We start from the raw sequence: 18,566 nt of genomic DNA on the forward strand, positions 1-18,566 counted from the left end.
GCCACGGGCAGCCCTTTTTTTCTTGAAACCGGCAGTGCCGGTTCAGCGGTAGCGCGGATCGTTCGGTCGGGAGTCGTACCGGTTGGGCACGCCGTCGCCGTCCCGGTCGCGGTCCATCCGGTTCGGTATGCCGTCGCGGTCCCGGTCGCCGCCCTTGGCTCCGCGCGGCGGCGGTGGACGGTCGTAGTAGGGCGGGGCGGCGACGCAGCCGGCCAAAAGCGCGGCGCCGGCCAGGGCCGCGACGATCGAGGTGGTTCTCAGGGTTCGCATGGGGGCTCCGGAGAGTGGAAGACAGCAGCAGCATGCAGGGCCGACGCGACGCCACAGGCCGGTTTCCGCCCCATGTCGCCGTAGGCTGCATCCCCGCATCGCCGGCCGCCCGTACGCCACCCGGCGTATTCCGGCGCCGCGCCCCCCTGCCTAGCATCCCTCCATCGCCGCACACCGGGCCCTCCGCCGGAGAGCCGGAGCGGCGAGCGATTCCCTACCCCCTGGAGAGATGCCATGCAACGTCGATTCACCCTGAAGGCCCTGTCTGCCGCCGCCGCCCTGGCCGGCATCGTCGCCACGCTGCCCGCCCACGCCCAGTCGGGCAACACGATCAAGGTCGGCGTGCTGCACAGCCTGTCGGGCACGATGGCGATTTCCGAAACCGTCCTGAAGGACACGGTGCTGATGGCGATCGACGAGATCAACGCCAAAGGCGGCGTGCTCGGCAAGAAGCTCGAGCCGGTCATCGTGGACCCGGCCTCCAACTGGCCGCTGTTCGCCGAGAAGACCAAGCAGCTGCTCGGCCAGGACAAGGTCTCGGTGATCTTCGGCTGCTGGACCTCAGTCAGCCGCAAGTCGGTGCTGCCGGTGGTCGAGGAGATGAACGGCCTGCTGTTCTACCCGGTGCAGTACGAAGGCGAGGAACTGTCGAAGAACGTGTTCTATACCGGCGCCGCACCCAACCAGCAGGCGATCCCCGCGGTGGACTACCTGATGAGCAAGGACGGCGGCGGCGCCAAGCGCTGGGTGCTGCTGGGCACCGACTACGTTTATCCGCGTACCACCAACAAGATCCTGCGCGCCTACCTGAAGAGCAAGGGCGTGAAGGATTCGGACATCGACGAGAAGTACACCCCGTTCGGCCACAGCGACTACCAGACCATCGTTGCCGACATCAAGAAGTTCAGCCAGGGCGGCAAGACCGCGGTGGTCTCGACCATCAACGGCGACTCCAACGTGCCGTTCTACAAGGAGCTCGGCAACGCCGGCCTGAAGGCCAAGGACGTGCCGGTCGTCGCCTTCTCGGTCGGCGAGGAAGAACTGCGCGGCGTGGACACCAAGCCGCTGGTCGGCCACCTGGCTGCCTGGAACTACTTCATGTCGCTCAAGAACCCGGAGAACACCGCGTTCATCAAGAAGTGGAGCGACTATGCCAAGGCCAAGAACATCCCCGGCCACAAGGACAAGCCGCTGACCAACGACCCGATGGAAGCCACCTACATCGGCATCAACATGTGGAAGCAGGCGGTCGAGAAGGCCAAGTCCACCGACACCGACAAGGTGATCGCGGCCATGGCCGGCCAGACCTTCAAGGCACCGTCGGGCATCGTCTCCAAGATGGACGAGAAGAACCACCACCTGCACAAGAGCGTGTTCATCGGCGAGATCAAGGCCGACGGCCAGTTCAACGTGGTGTGGAAGACGCCCGGCCCGATCAAGGCCCAGCCGTGGTCGCCCTTCATCGAAGGCAACGACAAGAAGAAGGACGAGCCGGACGGGAAGAGCAAGCTGTAACCCCCAGGCTGCGCACTGCGTGCTTCGCCTTCCCCCTTCCCTGCGGAGAAGGGGGCAACGCCAGCGGACCGGCGGAGCCGGATCCGCGGCGTTCCTGAACTGGAAATGTCGCTTCCCATGTCTACTTCCATCTTTCGCCGCGCTCTTGCCTGCCTGCTGCTGATCGCGGCTGGGCAGGCGCATGCGCTCACCCCCGACGCGGCGCTCGCGATGGCGAGCGGCGATACCGACGACCGCATCGCCGCGCTGCAGAAGGCCACCGCCGCTCCGGACGAGCGCACCGTCGCCTTCGTGCGGGCGATGGCCGACGACGCGGTGAAGATCGCTGGCGGCAAGGTGTTCGTCGTGCAGGGCGACAAGGCCACCGATGCCGCGACCGGCGCACCCGCCACGCTGCCCGACGATGCGGAGGACATCGTCAACAACAACCGGATGCGCGGCGAGTTCGATGCCGCGCTGGCCTCGCTGCAGCTGCTGTCTCCGGATGCCGGCGAGCGTGCGAAGGCGATCGACGCGCTGCGCGAGGAAACCGGCGAAGCCCGGCTGCCGCTGATCGAGAAGGCGCTGGCCGCCGAACAGGACGCCGGCCTGAAGGCCCGGCTCGAAGGCATCCGCGCCCGCATGCTGCTCGGCAGCGCCGACGCGGCGCGCCGGCTAGAGGCGGCCCGTGCGCTGGCCGCGAGCGGCAATCCCGCCACCCGTACCGTGCTGCTGGAGCAGCTGCGCAACGAGACCGATCCGCAGGTCAAGACCGCGATCGCCACCGCGCTCAAGGCGGTCGAGGACCGGCTGCAGTGGGGCGACAAGCTCGGCGCGCTGTTCTCGGGCATCAGTCTGGGCTCGATCCTGCTGCTGGTGGCGCTCGGCCTCGCGATCACCTACGGGCTGATGGGCGTGATCAACATGGCCCACGGCGAGCTGATGATGATCGGCGCCTACGCCACCTATGTGGTGCAGGGCCTGTTCCAGAAGTACCTGCCCGCCGCCTTCGACTGGTACCTGGTCGCCGCGCTGCCGGTGGCGTTCGCCGCATCGGCACTGATGGGCGCGATCCTGGAGCGCAGCGTGATCCGCTTCCTCTACGGCCGGCCGCTCGAGACGCTGCTGGCCACGTGGGGCATCAGCCTGGTGCTGATGCAGCTGGTGCGCTCGGTGTTCGGCGCGCAGAACGTCGGCGTGGAGAACCCGTCGTGGATGAGCGGCGGCGTGCAGCTGATGGAGAACCTGCAGCTGCCGTGGAACCGCGTGGTCATCGTCGGCTTCGCGCTCGCGGTGCTCGGCGGCATGGCCTGGCTGATCGGCCGGACCCGGCTCGGCCTCTTCGTGCGCGGCGTGACGCAGAACCGGCCGATCGCCTCCTGCATGGGCGTGAACACCGCCCGCATCGACACCTACGCCTTCGCGCTCGGCTCCGGCATCGCGGGCCTGGCGGGCTGCGCGCTGAGTCAGGTCGGCAACGTCGGTCCCGACCTGGGCCAGGGCTACATCGTCGATGCCTTCATGGTGGTGGTGCTCGGCGGCGTCGGCCAGCTGGCCGGCACCGTGTATGCCGCGCTCGGCCTGGGCGTGCTCAACAAGTTCCTGGAAGGCTGGACCGGCGCGGTGCTCGCGAAGATCTTCGTGCTGGTCTTCATCATCGTCTTCATCCAGAAGCGGCCGCAGGGCATCTTCGCGATGAAGGGCCGCAGCGCCGAGGCATGAACGACATGACGACGACGAATTCCCACTCGATCCTCCCGCCGCAGGCGCCGCTGCTCAGTCGCAAGGGCTGGAGCGGTTTTCTGGTCGCGCTGATCGCGGTCTGCGCGCTGGCGCCGGTGCTCAACCTCGCGGTGCCGGCGGGCAGCGCCTTCCACCTGAGCGACTACGGCGTGGCGCTGGTCGGCAAGATCATGTGCTACGCCATCGTCGCGCTGGCGATGGACCTGATCTGGGGCTACACCGGCATCCTGTCGCTCGGCCACGGCGTGTTCTTCGCGCTCGGCGGCTATGCGATGGGCATGTACCTGATGCGCCAGATCGGCCGCGACGGCAACTACAAGAGCGACCTGCCCGACTTCATGGTGTTCCTCGACTGGAAGGAACTGCCCTGGCACTGGGCGCTGTCGGACAGCTTCGTCGCGACGCTCGCGCTGGTGGTGCTGGCGCCGGGCGTGGTGGCCTTCGTGTTCGGCTACTTCGCCTTCCGCTCGCGGATCAAGGGCGTCTACTTCTCGATCATCACGCAGGCGATGACCTTCGCTGCGATGCTGCTCTTCTTCCGCAACGAGACCGGCTTCGGCGGCAACAACGGCTTCACCGATTTCAAGCGCATCCTCGGCATGCCGATCGCCACGCCCGGCATGCGCATGACGCTGTTCGTGATCACCGGCTGCACGCTGCTCGGCTTCTTCCTGTTCGCCAAATGGCTGGTCGGCAGCAAGTTCGGCCGGGTACTGCAGGCGATCCGCGACGCGGAAACGCGGGTCATGTTCTCGGGCTACAACCCGCTGCCCTACAAGCTGACGATCTGGGTGATCTCGGCGGTGATGTGCGGCGTGGCCGGTGCGCTCTACGTGCCGCAGGTCGGCATCATCAATCCGAGCGAGATGAGCACCGCCGCCTCGATCGAGATGGCCGTGTGGGCCGCGGTCGGCGGCCGGGCGACGCTGGTGGGGCCGATCCTCGGCGCCTTCCTGGTCAACGGCATGAAGAGCTGGCTCACCGTGGTGGCGCCGGAATTCTGGCTGTACTGCCTGGGCGGGCTGTTCATCGCGGTCACGCTGTTCCTGCCCGACGGCGTGGTCGGCCTGTGGCGCCGGCTGGCGCGGCGCAAGGCCGCTGTGCCGACCCCTGCCGCGGCGGCGCGTGCAAGCGCGGACCGTGAGGATGGCGCCGCGCCGACCGCCCCGCTGGCCCCTGCGACCGGAGGTGCACGATGACCCCCGACCTGATGGAGCAGGGCGCCCAGCGCCTCGCGCAGCGCGGCCTACCCGCCGCCACCGGCAACACCGAATCGGGTGGACGCGCCGCCGGCTTCGGCCGCATCGCGCAGGCCGGCGAGGTGGATGTGGCGCACGGCCGCATCCTGTACCTGGAGGACGTGAGCGTCAGCTTCGACGGCTTCAAGGCGATCAACAACCTGTCGCTCGACATTGCGCCGGGCGAGCTGCGCTGCATCATCGGACCCAACGGCGCCGGCAAGACCACGATGATGGACATCATCACCGGCAAGACCCGGCCCGACAGCGGCACCGTGTTCTTCGGCAGCACGATCGACCTGCTGCGGCATCGCGAAGCGGAGATCGCGCAGCTCGGCATCGGCCGCAAGTTCCAGAAGCCCACCGTGTTCGAGCAGCTGACGGTGTACGAGAACCTGGAGCTCGCGCTGAAGACGCACAAGGGTGTGCAGGCGTCGATGTTCTTCAAGCCCGATTCGGCGCAGAAGGACCGGCTCGCCGAGGTGCTGCACACGATCCACCTGCCCAGCGCCGCCGCGCGCCGCGCCGGCGACCTGAGCCACGGCCAGAAGCAGTGGCTGGAGATCGGCATGCTGCTGATGCAGGACCCGAAGCTGCTGCTGCTCGACGAGCCGGTGGCCGGCATGACCGACGAGGAAACCGCCCGCACCGCCGAGCTGTTCCTGAGCCTGAAGGGCAAGCACTCGCTGATGGTGGTCGAGCACGACATGTCGTTCATCCGCGCGATCTCCGACATCGTGACGGTGCTGTGCGACGGCTCGGTGCTGGCGCAGGGCACGCTCGACCAGGTGCAGGCGGACGAGCGGGTCATCGAGGTTTACCTCGGAAGGTAACCCCCAGGCTGCGCGCCTGCGGCGCTCCGCCTTCCCCCTTCGCTTCGCAAGGGGGCGCCGCGGGTGGACCGGCGGAGCCGGATCCACTGCGGCCCGCCTGAATGGGGGAAGTGGTGGTGCTATCGATTCTGTAGCTGGTTGCGCTTGCTGGGCGGGCGCTGGCGGGCTAAAACGTCACGAAAGGGGTAGGTGTCATGCTTCAGGTCCAGAACGTCCACCAGTACTACGGCGGCTCGCACATCCTGCGCGACGTGAGTTTCACCGCCGAGCCGGGGAAGGTCACGGTGCTGCTCGGTCGCAACGGCGTGGGCAAGACCACGCTGCTCAAGTCGCTGATGGGCCTGGTGCCGATCCGCAGCGGCTCCATCGCCTTCGAAGGCCGCGAGATCCAGCGCATGACGCCCTACGAGCGCGCACGCGCCGGCATCGGCTTCGTGCCGCAAGGCCGCGAGATCTTCGCGCGCCTGACCGTCGAGGAGAACCTGCGCATGGGCCTGGCCTACCGCAGCGCCTCCACGCCGATACCGTCGCAGCTCTACGAACTGTTCCCGGTGCTGAAGCAGATGCTGCACCGCCGCGGCGGCGACCTGTCGGGCGGGCAGCAGCAGCAGCTCGCCATCGCCCGGGCGCTGGCCGCAGGCCCGCGGCTGCTGGTCCTCGACGAGCCGACCGAGGGCATCCAGCCGAACATCATCAAGGACATCGGCCGGGTGATCCGTCGTCTGGCCGATACCGGCGTGGAAGGCGTCGGCCACGGCCCGATGGCAGTGCTGCTGGTCGAGCAGTACTACGACTTCGCCGAGGAATTGGCCGATGCCTATCTGGTGATGGAGCGCGGCGAGGTGGTGGCGCGCGGGCCGGGAAGCGAGATGCAGGAGAAGGGCGTGCGGCAGCTGGTGGCGATCTAAAGGGCGGCCCGGATCAGAGTGTGGCTTCGGTGCCCAGCAGCACCGTCGCCTGCGACGACAGCACGCCGCCGTTGCCGTGCGCCACCGCCACTTCGGCGCCGGGCACCTGCCGTTCGCCGCAGTCGCCGCGCAGCTGGCGCACCGCCTCGACGGTGAGCATCAGGCCGTACATACCCGGGTGGCAGTACGACAGCCCGCCGCCGTTGGTGTTGACCGGCAGCACCCCGCCCGGCGCGATTCGGCCGCCCTCGACGAAGGCGCCACCCTCGCCCTTGGCACAGAAGCCCAAGTCTTCTAGGAATAGGATGGTGTTGATGGTGAACGCGTCGTAGAGCATCGCCACATCCACGTCCTGGGGCCGCAAGCCGGACGCGCCGAAGGCTTTCGCACCGGAGACGATGGCCCCTGTGCGCACCAAGTCGGGCATCGAGGAAATGCTCTGGTGGGTGGTGTGGTGTCCCGCCCCGAGCAGGAAGACCGGCGGGCGCCGCAGCGACTGCGCCCGCTCGGCCGAGACGACCACCAGCGCGCCTCCCCCGTCGGTGACGAGGCAGCAGTCGCGCACCGTCAGCGGATGACTGACCATTTTCGACGCCAGCACCTCCTCGACTGTCAACGGCTGCTTTTCCCATGCCGCTGGATTGCGCAGCGCCCATTGGCGCGCGGCCACGGCTACCGCGGCGAGCTGCGCGCGGGTGGTGCCGAACTCGTGCATGTGCCGTGCCGCCGCCAGGGCATAGGCGGTTGGCGGGTTGAAGGGACGGAGCGGCGATTCATACGGATGGCGCTCCGGCGCAGCGCTGTTCTTGCGACCGCCGGACGAGCGTTGCGTGCTGCCGTAGGCGACGACCGCCACCGAGCAGACGCCGGCCTCGATCGCCGCCTGGGCCTTGACCAGGTGGCCTAGGAAGGATGAACCGCCGGTTGAGGTGGAATCGATATAGGCGTCCGGCCGCTGCAGGTATTCGGCCAGCGCCAGGCCCGCCAGGCGGCTCTGCGTGGTGGCGCAGAACAACCCGTCCACTGCCGAGAGCGGCAGGCCTGCGTCCTGCAACGCGCGCTGCACGCCCTGCGCCATCAGGTCCAGGGGAGTCCAGTCCTCGCCGACAGCACCCAGGTCGGATTCGGCCACGCCGACGATCGCGACGCTGCCGCGGTGCGCAGTACGGCTCATGGCTGCACTCCTTCGGGGTAGAACACCGGATAGGGATCCTCTTCGGTATCCCCGGCCGGATGGGCGCGGAACTGTACCCGCAGCCCGATCGGCACGTCGTGCGGTGGAAGCCCCTCGACGCGGCTCATCAGGCGGAAGCCCTCGTCCAGGTCGATCAGCGCGACGTTGTATTCGCTGCCGTCGCGCCGGGCGATGGCGGTGCTGCTGTAGACGGTGCCACGCCCCTGGCTGATGCGCCATTCGAGGGTTTCGTCGACGTCGTACGGCGAGACGGCACGCGGATAGAAGACCGGTCGCTGTCCCCGCGGGCTGAATTGGTAGGCCAACTCGCCGCGCTGCAGGTGGCGCTGGTAGACGGTGTAAGGCGCATCTGCCATCAGGCGGCCCGCTTTCCGTAGATCACCGTGATGGTTTCCGCCACCATCGCCGGCCGGGCCTCGCCATCGATCTCGACCGTGTTGTCGAAGGTCACCCGCGCCGCCCGGCCACCGTCCATCGGATCGACCGCCGCGAGCGTGCGGTGCAGCCGTATGCGGGCACCGCAGAGCACCGGCGTGATGAAGCGGACCTTGTTCGAGCCGTAGTTGATGCCGCGGTCGCGCTGCCGCACGCCGAACACTTCCGAGCCGAGTTGTGCGACGAGCGACAGTGTCAGCATGCCGTGGACGATGGTGCGACCCTCGGGCAATTCCCGGCGCGCTCGCTCGACGTCCACATGGATCCAGTTGTGGTCGCCCGAGATTCGAGCGAAGTCGTCGATCATCGACTGGCCGATCGTGATCCAGCCGCTGGTGCCGAGCGGCTGGCCGACCAGTGCCGGCAGATCGTCGATGGTCTCCACTTCCTTGCGTTGAATCGTCATGTTCTATCTCCTTTAAGGGCATTGGGCCGTCAGGCCGGCAGTGCTTTGGCGGACGTGCGGGCCAGGCGCGCGAGCCGTCCCGCGATGAGGTCCTGCGCCTCGGACACGATCCGCGCGACGAGCGCGGCGCAGGTGGGGATGTCGTCGATCAGAGCCTGGACCAGGCCCGCGGTCCAGATGCCTTCCTCGACGTCACCGTCCTCGTAGACCTTGCGGCCTTTCGCGCCGGCGACCTTCGGGCCGATTTCTGCGATCGTCATCCCGGCGCGTTCCATCGCGATCACCTCTTCGGCGACCGCGTTGCGCGCCACTCGGCTGCTGTTGCGCAGGCTGCGCAGGATCACCGCGGTATCGGTCTCGTCGTGGGCGACGATGGCGCGCTTGACATTGACATGCACCGGCGATTCCTCCGTGCACATGAAGCGGGTGCCCATGTTGATGCCCTCGGCACCGAGTGCCAGTGCTGCCACCAGGCCGTGGCCGGTTCCAAAGCCGCCGGATGCGATCACCGGCACCTTCAGCCGCGCCACCGCGGCCGGGATCAAGATCAATCCCGGCACGTCCTCCTCGCCGACGTGGCCGGCGCACTCGAAGCCGTCGATCGACAGGAGGTCCACCCCGATCTGCTCTGCCTTCAGGGCGTGGCGCACGGTGGTGCACTTGTGGATGACCGTGATACCGGCCGCCTTGAGCGCTGGCATGTGCGCTACCGGGTTGTTGCCGGCGGTTTCCACGATACGCACGCCGGCGGCGATCACCGCGTCGCGGTAGGCGTCGTAGGGTATCGGCTTGAGCGTGGGCAGGAAGGTCAGGTTGACCGCGAACGGCCGGTCGGTCAGGTCGCGCACCCGGCCGATCTCGCGCAGCAGTTCTTCCGGCGTGGGCTGGGTCAGGGCGGTCAGCACGCCCAGTGCGCCGGCATTGGACACGGCGGCCACCAGCGGCGCGCGCGAGACCCACTGCATGCCGCCCTGGACGATCGGGTGCTCGATGCCGAGCATGCGGGTGATGGCGGTTTCCATGCGGTCAGTCCTCTCCCAGCAGGAAAGCCGGCGCATCGGGCGCATAGAGACCGCAGTGCGCGGCCAGCGCGAGGGGCGCGCCGGTGACGGCCTGCAGTGACGGCAGGTCCATGCCTGCCACCATCCGCTGCACCACCAGCCCTGAGGGGGTCACGAGGATCACCGCGAGGTTGGTGTAGATCCGGTCCACGCAGCCCGCCGCGGTGAGCGGATATGTACAGCGCTCCAGGATGCGCGGCGCGCCGTCCTTCTGCGTGTGCTCCATCAGCACCCAGACCTTCGCCGCGCCGGCGGCCAGGTCCATCGCACCGCCCACGCCCGGGATGCCGTCGCCCGCGCCGGTGCTCCAGTTGGCCATGTCGCCGTTGGCCGCCACCTGGAAGGCGCCAAGGCAGGCCAGTTCGATGTGGCCCCCGCGGATCATCAGAAAGGAGTCGCTGTGGCTGAACACCGAGGCTCCCGGCAGCAAAGTGACGAACTGCTTGCCGGCATTGAGCACGTCCGGGTCCTCGTCGCCCGGTGCCGGTTGAGGCCCGAGACCGAGCAGCCCCTGCTCGCTGTGCAGCAGCACTTCGCGGCCTGCGGGGATCTGGTCGGCGATCAGCGTCGGCAGCCCGATGCCGAGGTTCACGCAGCGGCCCTCGGGAATGTCGTGCGCGACGACCCGCGCCATCTGCTGGCGGGTGAGGGGGATGTGGTTCATGCGGATACCTCCACCAGCCGGTCGACGAAAACGGCGGGCGTGACGATGTGTTCCGGATCGAGATTGCCGAGCGGCACCACCTCACCGACCTGGGCGATGCACAGCGGCGCGGCGCCGGCCATCACCGGGTTGTTGATGCGTGCACCGCGGTGGTAGACCAGGTTGCCCCAGCGGTCGCCCTGGCGCGCCTTGATCAGCGCCACGTCGCCGACGATCGGTTCCTCCAGTACGTACTCCTGACCGCGGATCGTGCGGGTCTCCTTTCCGGCGGCCAGCGCCGTACCGGCAGCGGTGCGGGTAAAGAATCCGCCGATGCCGGCCGCGCCGGCGCGCAGCCGTTCGGCCAGCGTGCCCTGCGGCACTAGTTCCAGCTCGATGCGACCGGCGCGGTAAAGCTCTTCGAAGATGGTGTGGCCTTGCAGACCGCGGGGGAACGAACACATCACCTTGCGCACCCGTCCGGCCTGCATCAGTTCGGCCACGCTGTCGTTGCCGGCGGTCGCGTTGTTGGCGACGATGGTGAGATCGCGCACGCCCAGCTCCAGTACGCCGCGCACCAGCGCCTCCGGCCGGCCCGAGGTGCCGAAGCCGCCGACCAGCAGTACTGCGCCGTCGCGGATGCCCTGCACCGCCTCGGCGATGCTTCTGACCTGTTTGTCGATCATCGTGCGTGTTCCCCTCAGTCGAGGTCCCGGCCACGCATGTCGGCATTGCGGCGGGCGCGTCGTGCCAAGTCCTGCAGGACCGGACCGATTCGGTGGACATCATCGATCGGCTCGGCTTCGGGTCCACGGTGCCAGCCTTCCAGCACCGACAGGTGGCCGCCGCCGACCTCGAACACGCGGCCGGTAACACCGGCGCTTTCCCGGCTGGCGAGCCAGGTCACGACCGGCGCGATCCAGCGCGGATGGCGCTGCGCGATCTCCTCGGGCGTGCGTTCGCGCAATCCTTCGGTCATGCGTGTCTGGGCATGCGGGCTGATCGCGTTGACCGTCACGCCGTAGCGGCCCAGCTCGCGCGCGCCGATGATGGTCAGCGCCGCAATGCCGGCCTTGGCTGCGCCGTAGTTGGCCTGGCCGATGTTGCCCCACAGGCCCGACGAGGATGAGGTGTTGATGATCCGCGCGTCCACCGGTGCGCCCTCCTTGCGGTGGCGTTCGCGCCAGTAGACGGCCGCATGGTGCACCGGCGCGAAGGTGCCCTTCAGGTGCACCTGGATCACTGCGTCCCATTCGTCCTCGGTCATGTTGGCGATGGTCCGGTCGCGCAGGATGCCTGCGTTGTTGACCAGCACGTCGAGCCGGCCGAAGGCATCGACTGTCGAGCGGATCAGCCGCTCCGCGCCGGCCCAGTCGCCGATGTCGTCCGCGTTGGCGACGGCGGTGCCGCCGGCCGTGCGGATCTCGTCGACCACCGCTTCGGCCGCCGAGTGGTCGCGTCCGGTGCCGTCGCGCGCGGCGCCGATGTCATTGACCACGACGCGCGCGCCTTCGGCAGCGAGCATCAGCGCATATTCGCGGCCTATGCCGCCGGCCGCACCGGTGACGATGGCCACGCGGCCGTCGCAGATCGGGATGTCGTTCATGGAAGGGGTGTCTCCGGGTTCGGGTTGGCAAGGGATTCGGGCGCACGACTTGCACCGAAGCGGGCAGGCCGCCGCTCGGCATAGGCACGGACCGCTTCGCGGTGGTCGTCGGTCTCGGTGCAGCGCACGTGGCGCCAGGCTTCGGCCGCCAGCACGTCGGCGAGAGGAGCGGGGCCCTCGCCCTGCAGCAGGTTGCGCTTGAGGTACGCGAGGGCGGTACGGGGACCGTCCGCCCAGGCACGGGCTACGGCGAGAGTTTCGGCCTCGAGCTGCGAAGCGTCGTCGCACAGCAGGTCGAGCAAGCCGAGGTCCGCGCAGGCCGGCGCGTCGAGCATCGGCGACGTGAGGTAGAGCCGACGCGCCCGGGCCGGCCCGACGATCCGTGGCAGGAAGTAGTGACCACCGAAGTCGCCCGCGCTCGCGATCTGCAGGAAGCCGGTGCGCATGCGCACGGTGGCGTCGCCGTAGCGCAGATCGCAGGCGAGGGCGAGGGAAAGACCTGCGCCGACCGCGGCGCCGCGCACCATGGCGATCGTGGGCTTGTCCATGGTGTGCAGCAGTTCGACGATGCGGGTGCGGTGGCGCAGGCGCGCGACCTTCTGCTCGAAATTCAGCGGCGTTGCGGCAGCGGCGCGGTCCATGCGCTGCACATCGCCGCCCGCACAGAACGCGCCTCCGGCGCCGGTGAGCACCACGGCACCAACAGCCGGGTCTGTGGCGACGGACTCCAGCACCGCGAGCAGGTCGTCGTACATCGCAGGCGAGAGGGCGTTGTGCCGGTCCGGACGGTTGAGCGTCAGCACCAACACGCCGTCTTGCAGGTCGTGCAGCACCGGCGGCAGGTCGGTGGCGGCATCTCCAGGAACTGGCGGGGAACATGCTTGGGACATGCATCGATGCTAGGACCGCATGGGTCTGCAGAGGCCTTGGTAGCCTGATCCGGAAGTCCGCATAGCGAGAGTACGGGGAGGGTCGTGCAGCAGCGTCGGGGACTAGAAAACGTCCACATAGCGAGAACTTTCCGGTGCTTCGGGTCATTCCGGTGCCCGCGGTGGGCGATCTCGGGCAGGATGGTGTTCTCGCCGCCCGGACCACGCCATGCCTGAGCTTGCCGCAGCCCGTTCGCCAGCCAGTGCGGCCGGTACCCAGACCATCCAACGCGCCGCGCAGCTGTTGCGGCTGATCACTGCCCACAACCGCATCGGCATACGGCTGGTGGAGCTCTACCGGAAGGCCGGACTGGAGCGTCCGACAGCGCACCGCATCCTGCAGGGACTGATCGCCGAGCGGCTGGTCCGGCAGGATGTCGAGACCCGTCGTTACCACCTGGGCGCACTGGTTTACGAAATGGGCCTGGCAGCCGCGCCGCCGCTGTCGCTGCGTGACATCTGCTGGCCCCACATGAAGCGGCTCGCGCAGGCTACCGGCGACACGCTGTACCTGACGGTGCGGTCGGGCCTCGACAGTGTCTGCGTCGGCCGCACGGCCGGCGTGCATTCGTTGCGGCTGTTGGTGCACGACGTGGGCCGGCACCGCCCGCTGAACGTCGGCGCCGGCGGCATCGCCCTGATGGCCACCTTGGACGACGAGGAAATCGAGCGGCTGTGCCGGGCCAATGCCGAGCGCACCTTGCGCAAGAACCCGCGCTATTCCGAAAGCGCCCTGTTGCGAGACATCGCCCGTACCCGGCAGCGCGGCTATTCGTTCATTCAAGTTCTGGAATCCCCGACCGCCTTCTCGCTCGGCATGGCGATGCGCTATCCCGACGGACATGCCGCGGCGGCGATCAGCTGGACTGGGCCGGCCGAGCGTCTCGATGGCCGGCGTACTGCCGACCTGCTGCCGGTGATGGCGGATTCGGTACGCGCGATCGAGATCGATCTGGCGCGGGAAGTCGGTTGCGCGCCACCTCCGCCGGCCCAGCCCTTCCAAGTCCAGTAAGTGGACGCCAATCGCACGTGCGGCGTCCGCCTGCCGCATTGCAGTCCCTAGACTTTTTTGCTGGCGCCGCTGTCCGCGGCGTGCGACCCGCTCACAGGAGACTGCCATGACTTTCCTTCCACCGTACAGCCTGCGCCGCCGGCTTTTCGCTACCGCCGCTGCGGCCGGTGTCCTCGCACCTGCCTGGGTCCGTGCGGCCGATCCGCCGTTTCCCGCGCGCACCGTCACGCTGATCTCGCCCTACGCCGCTGGTGGCACCAACGACTTCCTCGCGCGGCTCATAGCGCAGCGCATGGGCGAGGTACTCAAGGGCACGATCGTGGTGGACAACCGGGCCGGCGCCAACGGCAACGTGGGCGCCGGCGTGGTCGCCAAGGCACTACCGGACGGCTACACCCTGCTGATGGGCAACAGCGCGACCCACGGCACCAATCCCACGCTGTATCCAAACCAGCCGTTCAGCGCCGACAAGGACTTCGCTCCGGTCGGCATGGTCGGCTCGGTGCCGATCGTCGCGGTCGTCCACAGCGGATTGAACATCGGAAGCGTGGCCGACCTGCGGGCCTATGCACGCGCCCATCCGGGCAAGCTGGCGTTTGGCAGCAGCGGCGTCGGCGGGACCGGCCACCTTTGCGGCGAAGCGCTGAAGGCCGCGGCCGGGATCGACATGGTCCATGTGCCCTACAAGGGTGACGCGCCGGCGGTGGCGGATGCGATGGGAGGGCAGGTAGGGCTTGCCTTCGTCGGTATCGCTTCGGCTGCCTCGCAGGCGCAGGGCGGGAAGATCCGGATCATCGCGGTGGCGCATCCCCGGCGGGTCGGCTCGCTGCCGGACGTGCCGACACTCGGCGAAGCCGGTTTCGCCGATATGGAGTTCGCCCAGTGGTATGCGCTTTTCGCCCGGGCCGGCACGCCTGCCGCAGTGGTCGAACGCATGAATCAGGCGACCCGCACGGTGTTGGCCAACCCGGAGGTGCAGAAGGCGATGGCGCCGCAGGGCGCCGAACCGACCTACATGACACCGGCGCAGCTGCAAGCCTTCTACCAGCGGGAGATCGTGCGATTTCGCGAGATCATCCAGCGGCTCAACATCAAGGTCGGAGCCTGAGATGGACCTGCAACTCGAAGGCGCAGTGGTGCTGGTGACCGGCGGCAGCGAGGGTATCGGACGCGCCAGCGCTGCCGCCTTCGCTGCCGAGGGAGCGAAGGTGGTGATTTGCGCCCGCAGGGCGGACAAGCTGGCCGAGGCCGCGCAGGCGATCGCGGAGGAGACCGGAAGTCGCCCGCTGGTGCTGGAATGCGACGTGACGCAGCGACCGTCGATCGAGACACTGATGGCGCGTATCGCAATGGAGTACGGCCGGCTCGACGTGCTGGTCAACAACGCCGGCACCGGGATCTACAAGGGCTTCGCCGAAGTAACGGACGACGAGCTGCAGCGGGGCATGGACATCAATTTCTTCGCCCAGTTCCGTGTCACACAGGCCGCGCTCGCACTGCTGCGGACCTCGTCGCGGGCGAGCGTGGTCAACGTCGCCGGCCGGACCGCATTGCGCGGCAATTTTCCGCCCGGATCAAGCTGCACCGGACCGGCCAAGGCGGCGGAGGTGCGTTTTTCCATCGATCTGGCAACGGAGCTCGCCGGCGACGGCATCCGCGTCAACTGCGTGGTTCCGGGCGTGGTGGCCTCGGAAGAACGTTTTCAACTGTGGGAGCGGCAGGCTGCGGCGACACGCGGCGCAGCACTGGGAGCGGCCGCGGTGCAACGCCGACAGGCGCTGGAGGCCGAGGCGGTGGCGCCCGGCCAGCGCTGGGCCCGCCCGCGCGACGTGGCCGACGTGATCGCCTTCATCGCCTCGCCCCGTGCCTGGTATGTCAATGGCGCCGCACTTACGGTCGACGGCGGTCCGCATGTGAAGTCCTACGTGACGCAACTGCACCAACCAACCTGAGATGGGAGGCGTTTCAGTGGCCTATGGCTGTTCGTCGGGCGCGGTGGAGTGTGGCGATGCCTCTGGTTCGCCCAGCGCCTCCATCACCCGCTTCAGCCGCGCGAACCGCGGCTGGTCGGTCAGCGCATCCAGGTCGACCCCGGCGCGCGCCAGGCTGCGCCGGGCGCGCTGCAGGCGGTCGAGCAGCGGCAGCGTCTGGCCGTCCACCAGCCGCATGAAGTTGAGGAAATCCTGCCGGTTCTGCGGGATCTTGTAGCCGCGGCTGGAGCTGGAGATCAGCACGTCCTGGTCGCGCAGCGGCGCGATGACGGTGGACTTCAGCTGGTGGTCCGACACCGTGTGGCCGTGCGTGCCCAGGTAGCCGATCAGTTCGGCCGCGCTGGCATGGCGCCCGGCTTCGAACTTCGCCTGGAACAGCAGGTAGCCGACGGTCAGCGACTGCTGGCGCAGCAGTTCGTCCGACGACAGCGTTCGGTGCGTGTCGATGAAACGCTCGGCCATCGCAAGGGCCAGATCGCGCACCGCGGTGTCGCCGGCATCGACCGCAGGCGCAGTACCGCCCTCGTCGGTTCCGGTCGCCAGACGGCTCGGCCACTGGTCGATGCCGAGCCGGCCGTCCTGCATCCACTGCCGCAGGGCCGCCCGCAGTTCCTCGTGACCGGGCGGGCCGAATGCGGCGGCGAGCGTGTCGGACAGGAAGGTCGCCACGGCCAGCAGCGGCCCGTCGGCGGGCTGCGCCGGCACGATGCGCGCTTCGGAAAACAGGTCGCGGGCCGGATGGTGCGCTTCGAGCCACGCGGCGAAGCCGCCGGCACGCCCGTCGTCGACCGACCACGGCAGGCGGATGTCCACGTCCGGATGCCGGTGGACCATCGCGCGGTGCAGCAGCCCGTGGAGGAAGCGGTCGAGCGATGCCGGATCGACCGGGCCGCCGTCGCGCGCCGTGGCGTCGGCATCGAAGACGGCGGCGACGACGGTCAGGTCGAGCGTCTCCAGCATCTGCAGCCATGCCAGCCGGGTGGCCAGGTCCACAGCATCGGTATCCGGGGAGGGTAAGCCGTGCGCGGCGAGGGCCGCATCGAGGGCGGGCCGGTCGGTGCTGCGCACGACCACGGCGGTCAGTACCCGCGGCCCCGGTTCGCCTCCGGCGTCGGAGGTGCGGGCGGATGCCGCGCGGTGATGCGGTTCGTCGAGAAATGCCTGAAAGGTTGCCATGCCAGGAGTGTGCGCCAGGGCGCAGCCCCGGCAGGTAGCGGGGTGCAGGACGCCCCTCTGCACGTTGGGGGCCGTCATGCTAAGGTGCCCCGTCCGGGTTAACCCGTAGGTTTCGCCCGGCGCTTGCGCCACCGCACAGGGTGGCCCCGTCGCTTCCTCACCGACCGTTCGCGCATGCGATCACCTTCGCCGCCACGGTTCTGCACTTCTTTCCGCTCCATGACACCGCTCACCGCCGACACCCTGTCGCCTCCCACCGATGCCCTGCCTTCGGACACGCTGTCCGAGCGTCGCACCTTCCTGCGGGCGATGCTGGCGCTGGGCATCGGCGGCTTCTCCATCGGTACCGGCGAATTCGTGATCATGGGCTTGTTGCCCGAGGTCGCGCGCGACATCGCCGTCTCGATCCCGCAGGCGGGCCACGTGATCAGCGCCTATGCGCTCGGCGTCGTGGTCGGCGCCCCGGTCCTCGCGGTGCTGGCGGCGGGCTGGCCGCGGCGCCTGCTGCTGGTGGCGCTAATGGCGTTCTACGCGCTCGGCAACCTGGCGTCGGCGCTCGCACCGGGTTATGGGTCGCTCAACCTGCTGCGGCTGGTCACCGGGCTGCCGCACGGGACCTACTTCGGCGTGGCGGCACTGGTCGCGGCAGCGCTGGCGCCGCCCGGGCGGCGGGCCCAGGCGGTGGGGCTGGTGATGCTCGGCCTCACCAGCGCCACGCTGGTCGGGGTGCCGATCGCAGCGGCGCTGGGCCAGGCGTTCGGCTGGCGTGCGGCTTTCGTGTTCGTCGGTGCCGTGGCCGTGGTGGCCGCCGTGATGGTGCAGCGCTGGCTACCCGACCTGCCGGCGCCGGCCGGTGCCAGCCCGTGGCGCGAACTCGGCGCGCTGCGGCGCGGCCAGGTCTGGCTGACGCTCGGCATCGGAGCCATCGGCTTCGGCGGGATGTTCGCGGTCTTCAGCTACATCAAGCCCACGCTGACCGAGGTGGCCGGACTGCCGGTGGCGGGCGTGCCGTTCGTGCTCGCGCTGTTCGGCCTCGGCATGGTGGCCGGGAACCTGATCGGATCACGGCTGGCCGACCGTGCGCTGATGCCGACGATCGGCGGACTGCTGGTCTGGTCCGCGGTGGTGCTGGGCGGCTTCGTGTTCGCGGCCCACCATGTCGCGACGGCCGCGGTGGCGGTGTTCCTGATCGGCACCGTGGTCGCGATCGGGCCCGCGCTGCAGATCCGGCTGATGGATGTGGCCGGCGATACGCAGACGCTGGCCGCAGCCCTCAACCATTCGGCGTTCAACGCGGCCAATGCGCTCGGCGCGTGGCTGGGCGGCGTCGCGATCGCCGCAGGCCTGGGCTGGACCTCGACCGGCTGGGTGGGCGTGGTGCTGGCGCTGGGGGGCCTGGGCGTGTTTGCCCTGGCACTGGTCATGGAGCAGCGCGGGCGTCGGCAGCACAGCTAGCCGTGTGCCATGCCCGCCCAGGACTGGTGGATTCCCCGGGGACAGCGGTAGTGACAGAGTGCTACAACCGATTGCCACCACCACAGGAGGGAATCCGGATATGTCCACGACCACCATCGCATCGCCGATCGGCGCCGACTTCTTCGCCGACGTGCAGATCCCGACGATCCC

19 protein-coding genes are annotated in these 18,566 nt (G+C 68.8%); 9 read left to right on the forward strand and 10 right to left on the reverse strand.

Annotation, left to right across the window (positions count from 1 at the left end):
* Positions 1-42: 42 nt before the first annotated feature.
* Positions 43-270 carry a hypothetical protein gene (locus tag QZ500_RS14900; RefSeq protein ID WP_295856187.1) on the reverse strand — a complete coding sequence of 76 codons (228 nt, stop codon included), beginning with the start codon at positions 268-270 and terminating at the stop codon, positions 43-45.
* Positions 271-504: 234 nt separating this feature from the next.
* On the opposite strand from QZ500_RS14900, the gene urtA reads away from it, so the two are divergent.
* From urtA to urtE, 5 genes are all read left to right on the forward strand, one after another.
* Positions 505-1,785, forward strand: coding sequence for an urea ABC transporter substrate-binding protein (gene urtA / locus QZ500_RS14905; protein WP_295856188.1), 1,281 nt, complete (start codon positions 505-507; stop codon positions 1,783-1,785).
* 117 nt (positions 1,786-1,902) lie between these two features.
* On the forward strand, positions 1,903-3,486 hold the full coding sequence (gene urtB / locus QZ500_RS14910) for an urea ABC transporter permease subunit UrtB (protein WP_295856189.1): 1,584 nt from the start codon (positions 1,903-1,905) through the stop codon (positions 3,484-3,486).
* 5 nt (positions 3,487-3,491) lie between these two features.
* Positions 3,492-4,706, forward strand: coding sequence for an urea ABC transporter permease subunit UrtC (gene urtC / locus QZ500_RS14915; RefSeq protein WP_295856190.1), 1,215 nt, complete (start codon positions 3,492-3,494; stop codon positions 4,704-4,706).
* Entirely contained in the window at positions 4,703-5,578 is an 876-nt protein-coding gene (gene urtD, locus QZ500_RS14920; RefSeq protein WP_295856191.1) for an urea ABC transporter ATP-binding protein UrtD, read from the forward strand. Before urtC ends, urtD begins: the two co-directional genes overlap by 4 nt.
* Positions 5,579-5,772: 194 nt before the next feature.
* Complete coding sequence (gene urtE, locus QZ500_RS14925; RefSeq protein ID WP_295856192.1) at positions 5,773-6,486, forward strand: urea ABC transporter ATP-binding subunit UrtE; 714 nt, start codon at positions 5,773-5,775, stop codon at positions 6,484-6,486.
* A 13-nt stretch (positions 6,487-6,499) separates the two neighbouring features.
* On the opposite strand, the gene QZ500_RS14930 is transcribed toward urtE, so the two are convergent.
* From QZ500_RS14930 to QZ500_RS14965, 8 genes are read right to left on the reverse strand one after another with little or no spacing between them, the layout of a single operon-like run.
* Positions 6,500-7,660: an acetyl-CoA acetyltransferase gene (locus QZ500_RS14930; protein ID WP_295856193.1), complete on the reverse strand. Its 1,161-nt coding sequence runs from the start codon at positions 7,658-7,660 to the stop codon at positions 6,500-6,502.
* Positions 7,657-8,037 carry an OB-fold domain-containing protein gene (locus QZ500_RS14935; RefSeq protein ID WP_295856194.1) on the reverse strand — a complete coding sequence of 127 codons (381 nt, stop codon included), beginning with the start codon at positions 8,035-8,037 and terminating at the stop codon, positions 7,657-7,659. Before QZ500_RS14935 ends, QZ500_RS14930 begins: the two co-directional genes overlap by 4 nt.
* Positions 8,037-8,522: a MaoC family dehydratase gene (locus QZ500_RS14940; RefSeq protein WP_295856195.1), complete on the reverse strand. Its 486-nt coding sequence runs from the start codon at positions 8,520-8,522 to the stop codon at positions 8,037-8,039. Before QZ500_RS14940 ends, QZ500_RS14935 begins: the two co-directional genes overlap by 1 nt.
* Before the next feature lie 29 nt (positions 8,523-8,551).
* Positions 8,552-9,544, reverse strand: a complete 993-nt coding sequence (locus QZ500_RS14945) for a nitronate monooxygenase family protein (RefSeq protein ID WP_295856196.1) — start codon at positions 9,542-9,544, stop codon at positions 8,552-8,554.
* Positions 9,545-9,548: 4 nt separating this feature from the next.
* Positions 9,549-10,247 carry a 3-oxoacid CoA-transferase subunit B gene (locus tag QZ500_RS14950; RefSeq protein WP_295856197.1) on the reverse strand — a complete coding sequence of 233 codons (699 nt, stop codon included), beginning with the start codon at positions 10,245-10,247 and terminating at the stop codon, positions 9,549-9,551.
* The gene (locus QZ500_RS14955; protein ID WP_295856198.1) at positions 10,244-10,912 is read right to left on the reverse strand and encodes a 3-oxoacid CoA-transferase subunit A; all 669 of its coding nucleotides are present in this window, start codon (positions 10,910-10,912) and stop codon (positions 10,244-10,246) included. Before QZ500_RS14955 ends, QZ500_RS14950 begins: the two co-directional genes overlap by 4 nt.
* Positions 10,913-10,926: 14 nt before the next feature.
* Complete coding sequence (locus tag QZ500_RS14960) at positions 10,927-11,832, reverse strand: SDR family oxidoreductase (protein ID WP_295856199.1); 906 nt, start codon at positions 11,830-11,832, stop codon at positions 10,927-10,929.
* On the reverse strand, positions 11,829-12,722 hold the full coding sequence (locus QZ500_RS14965; RefSeq protein WP_295856200.1) for an enoyl-CoA hydratase-related protein: 894 nt from the start codon (positions 12,720-12,722) through the stop codon (positions 11,829-11,831). The genes QZ500_RS14960 and QZ500_RS14965 overlap by 4 nt, the downstream gene beginning before the upstream one ends.
* A gap of 208 nt (positions 12,723-12,930) precedes the next feature.
* On the opposite strand from QZ500_RS14965, the gene QZ500_RS14970 reads away from it, so the two are divergent.
* The 3 genes from QZ500_RS14970 (at position 12,931) to QZ500_RS14980 (ending at position 15,725) form a co-directional block, all read left to right on the forward strand.
* Positions 12,931-13,773 (forward strand): IclR family transcriptional regulator, encoded by an 843-nt coding sequence (locus tag QZ500_RS14970; protein WP_295856201.1) that lies wholly within the window; start codon positions 12,931-12,933, stop codon positions 13,771-13,773.
* 106 nt (positions 13,774-13,879) lie between these two features.
* Positions 13,880-14,881 (forward strand): tripartite tricarboxylate transporter substrate binding protein, encoded by a 1,002-nt coding sequence (locus tag QZ500_RS14975; RefSeq protein WP_295856202.1) that lies wholly within the window; start codon positions 13,880-13,882, stop codon positions 14,879-14,881.
* Between the two features lies 1 nt (position 14,882).
* Positions 14,883-15,725 carry an SDR family oxidoreductase gene (locus QZ500_RS14980; protein WP_295856203.1) on the forward strand — a complete coding sequence of 281 codons (843 nt, stop codon included), beginning with the start codon at positions 14,883-14,885 and terminating at the stop codon, positions 15,723-15,725.
* Between the two features lie 21 nt (positions 15,726-15,746).
* On the opposite strand, the gene QZ500_RS14985 is transcribed toward QZ500_RS14980, so the two are convergent.
* Positions 15,747-16,940, reverse strand: a complete 1,194-nt coding sequence (locus QZ500_RS14985) for a hypothetical protein (protein ID WP_295856204.1) — start codon at positions 16,938-16,940, stop codon at positions 15,747-15,749.
* Between the two features lie 219 nt (positions 16,941-17,159).
* Between QZ500_RS14985 and QZ500_RS14990 the strand changes: the two genes are divergently transcribed.
* The gene (locus QZ500_RS14990) at positions 17,160-18,395 is read left to right on the forward strand and encodes an MFS transporter (protein ID WP_295856205.1); all 1,236 of its coding nucleotides are present in this window, start codon (positions 17,160-17,162) and stop codon (positions 18,393-18,395) included.
* Positions 18,396-18,566 lie beyond the last annotated feature (171 nt).

The sequence above is a fragment of the uncultured Xylophilus sp. genome (assembly GCA_913776965.1).
Lineage (GTDB): Bacteria > Pseudomonadota > Gammaproteobacteria > Burkholderiales > Burkholderiaceae_C > Xylophilus.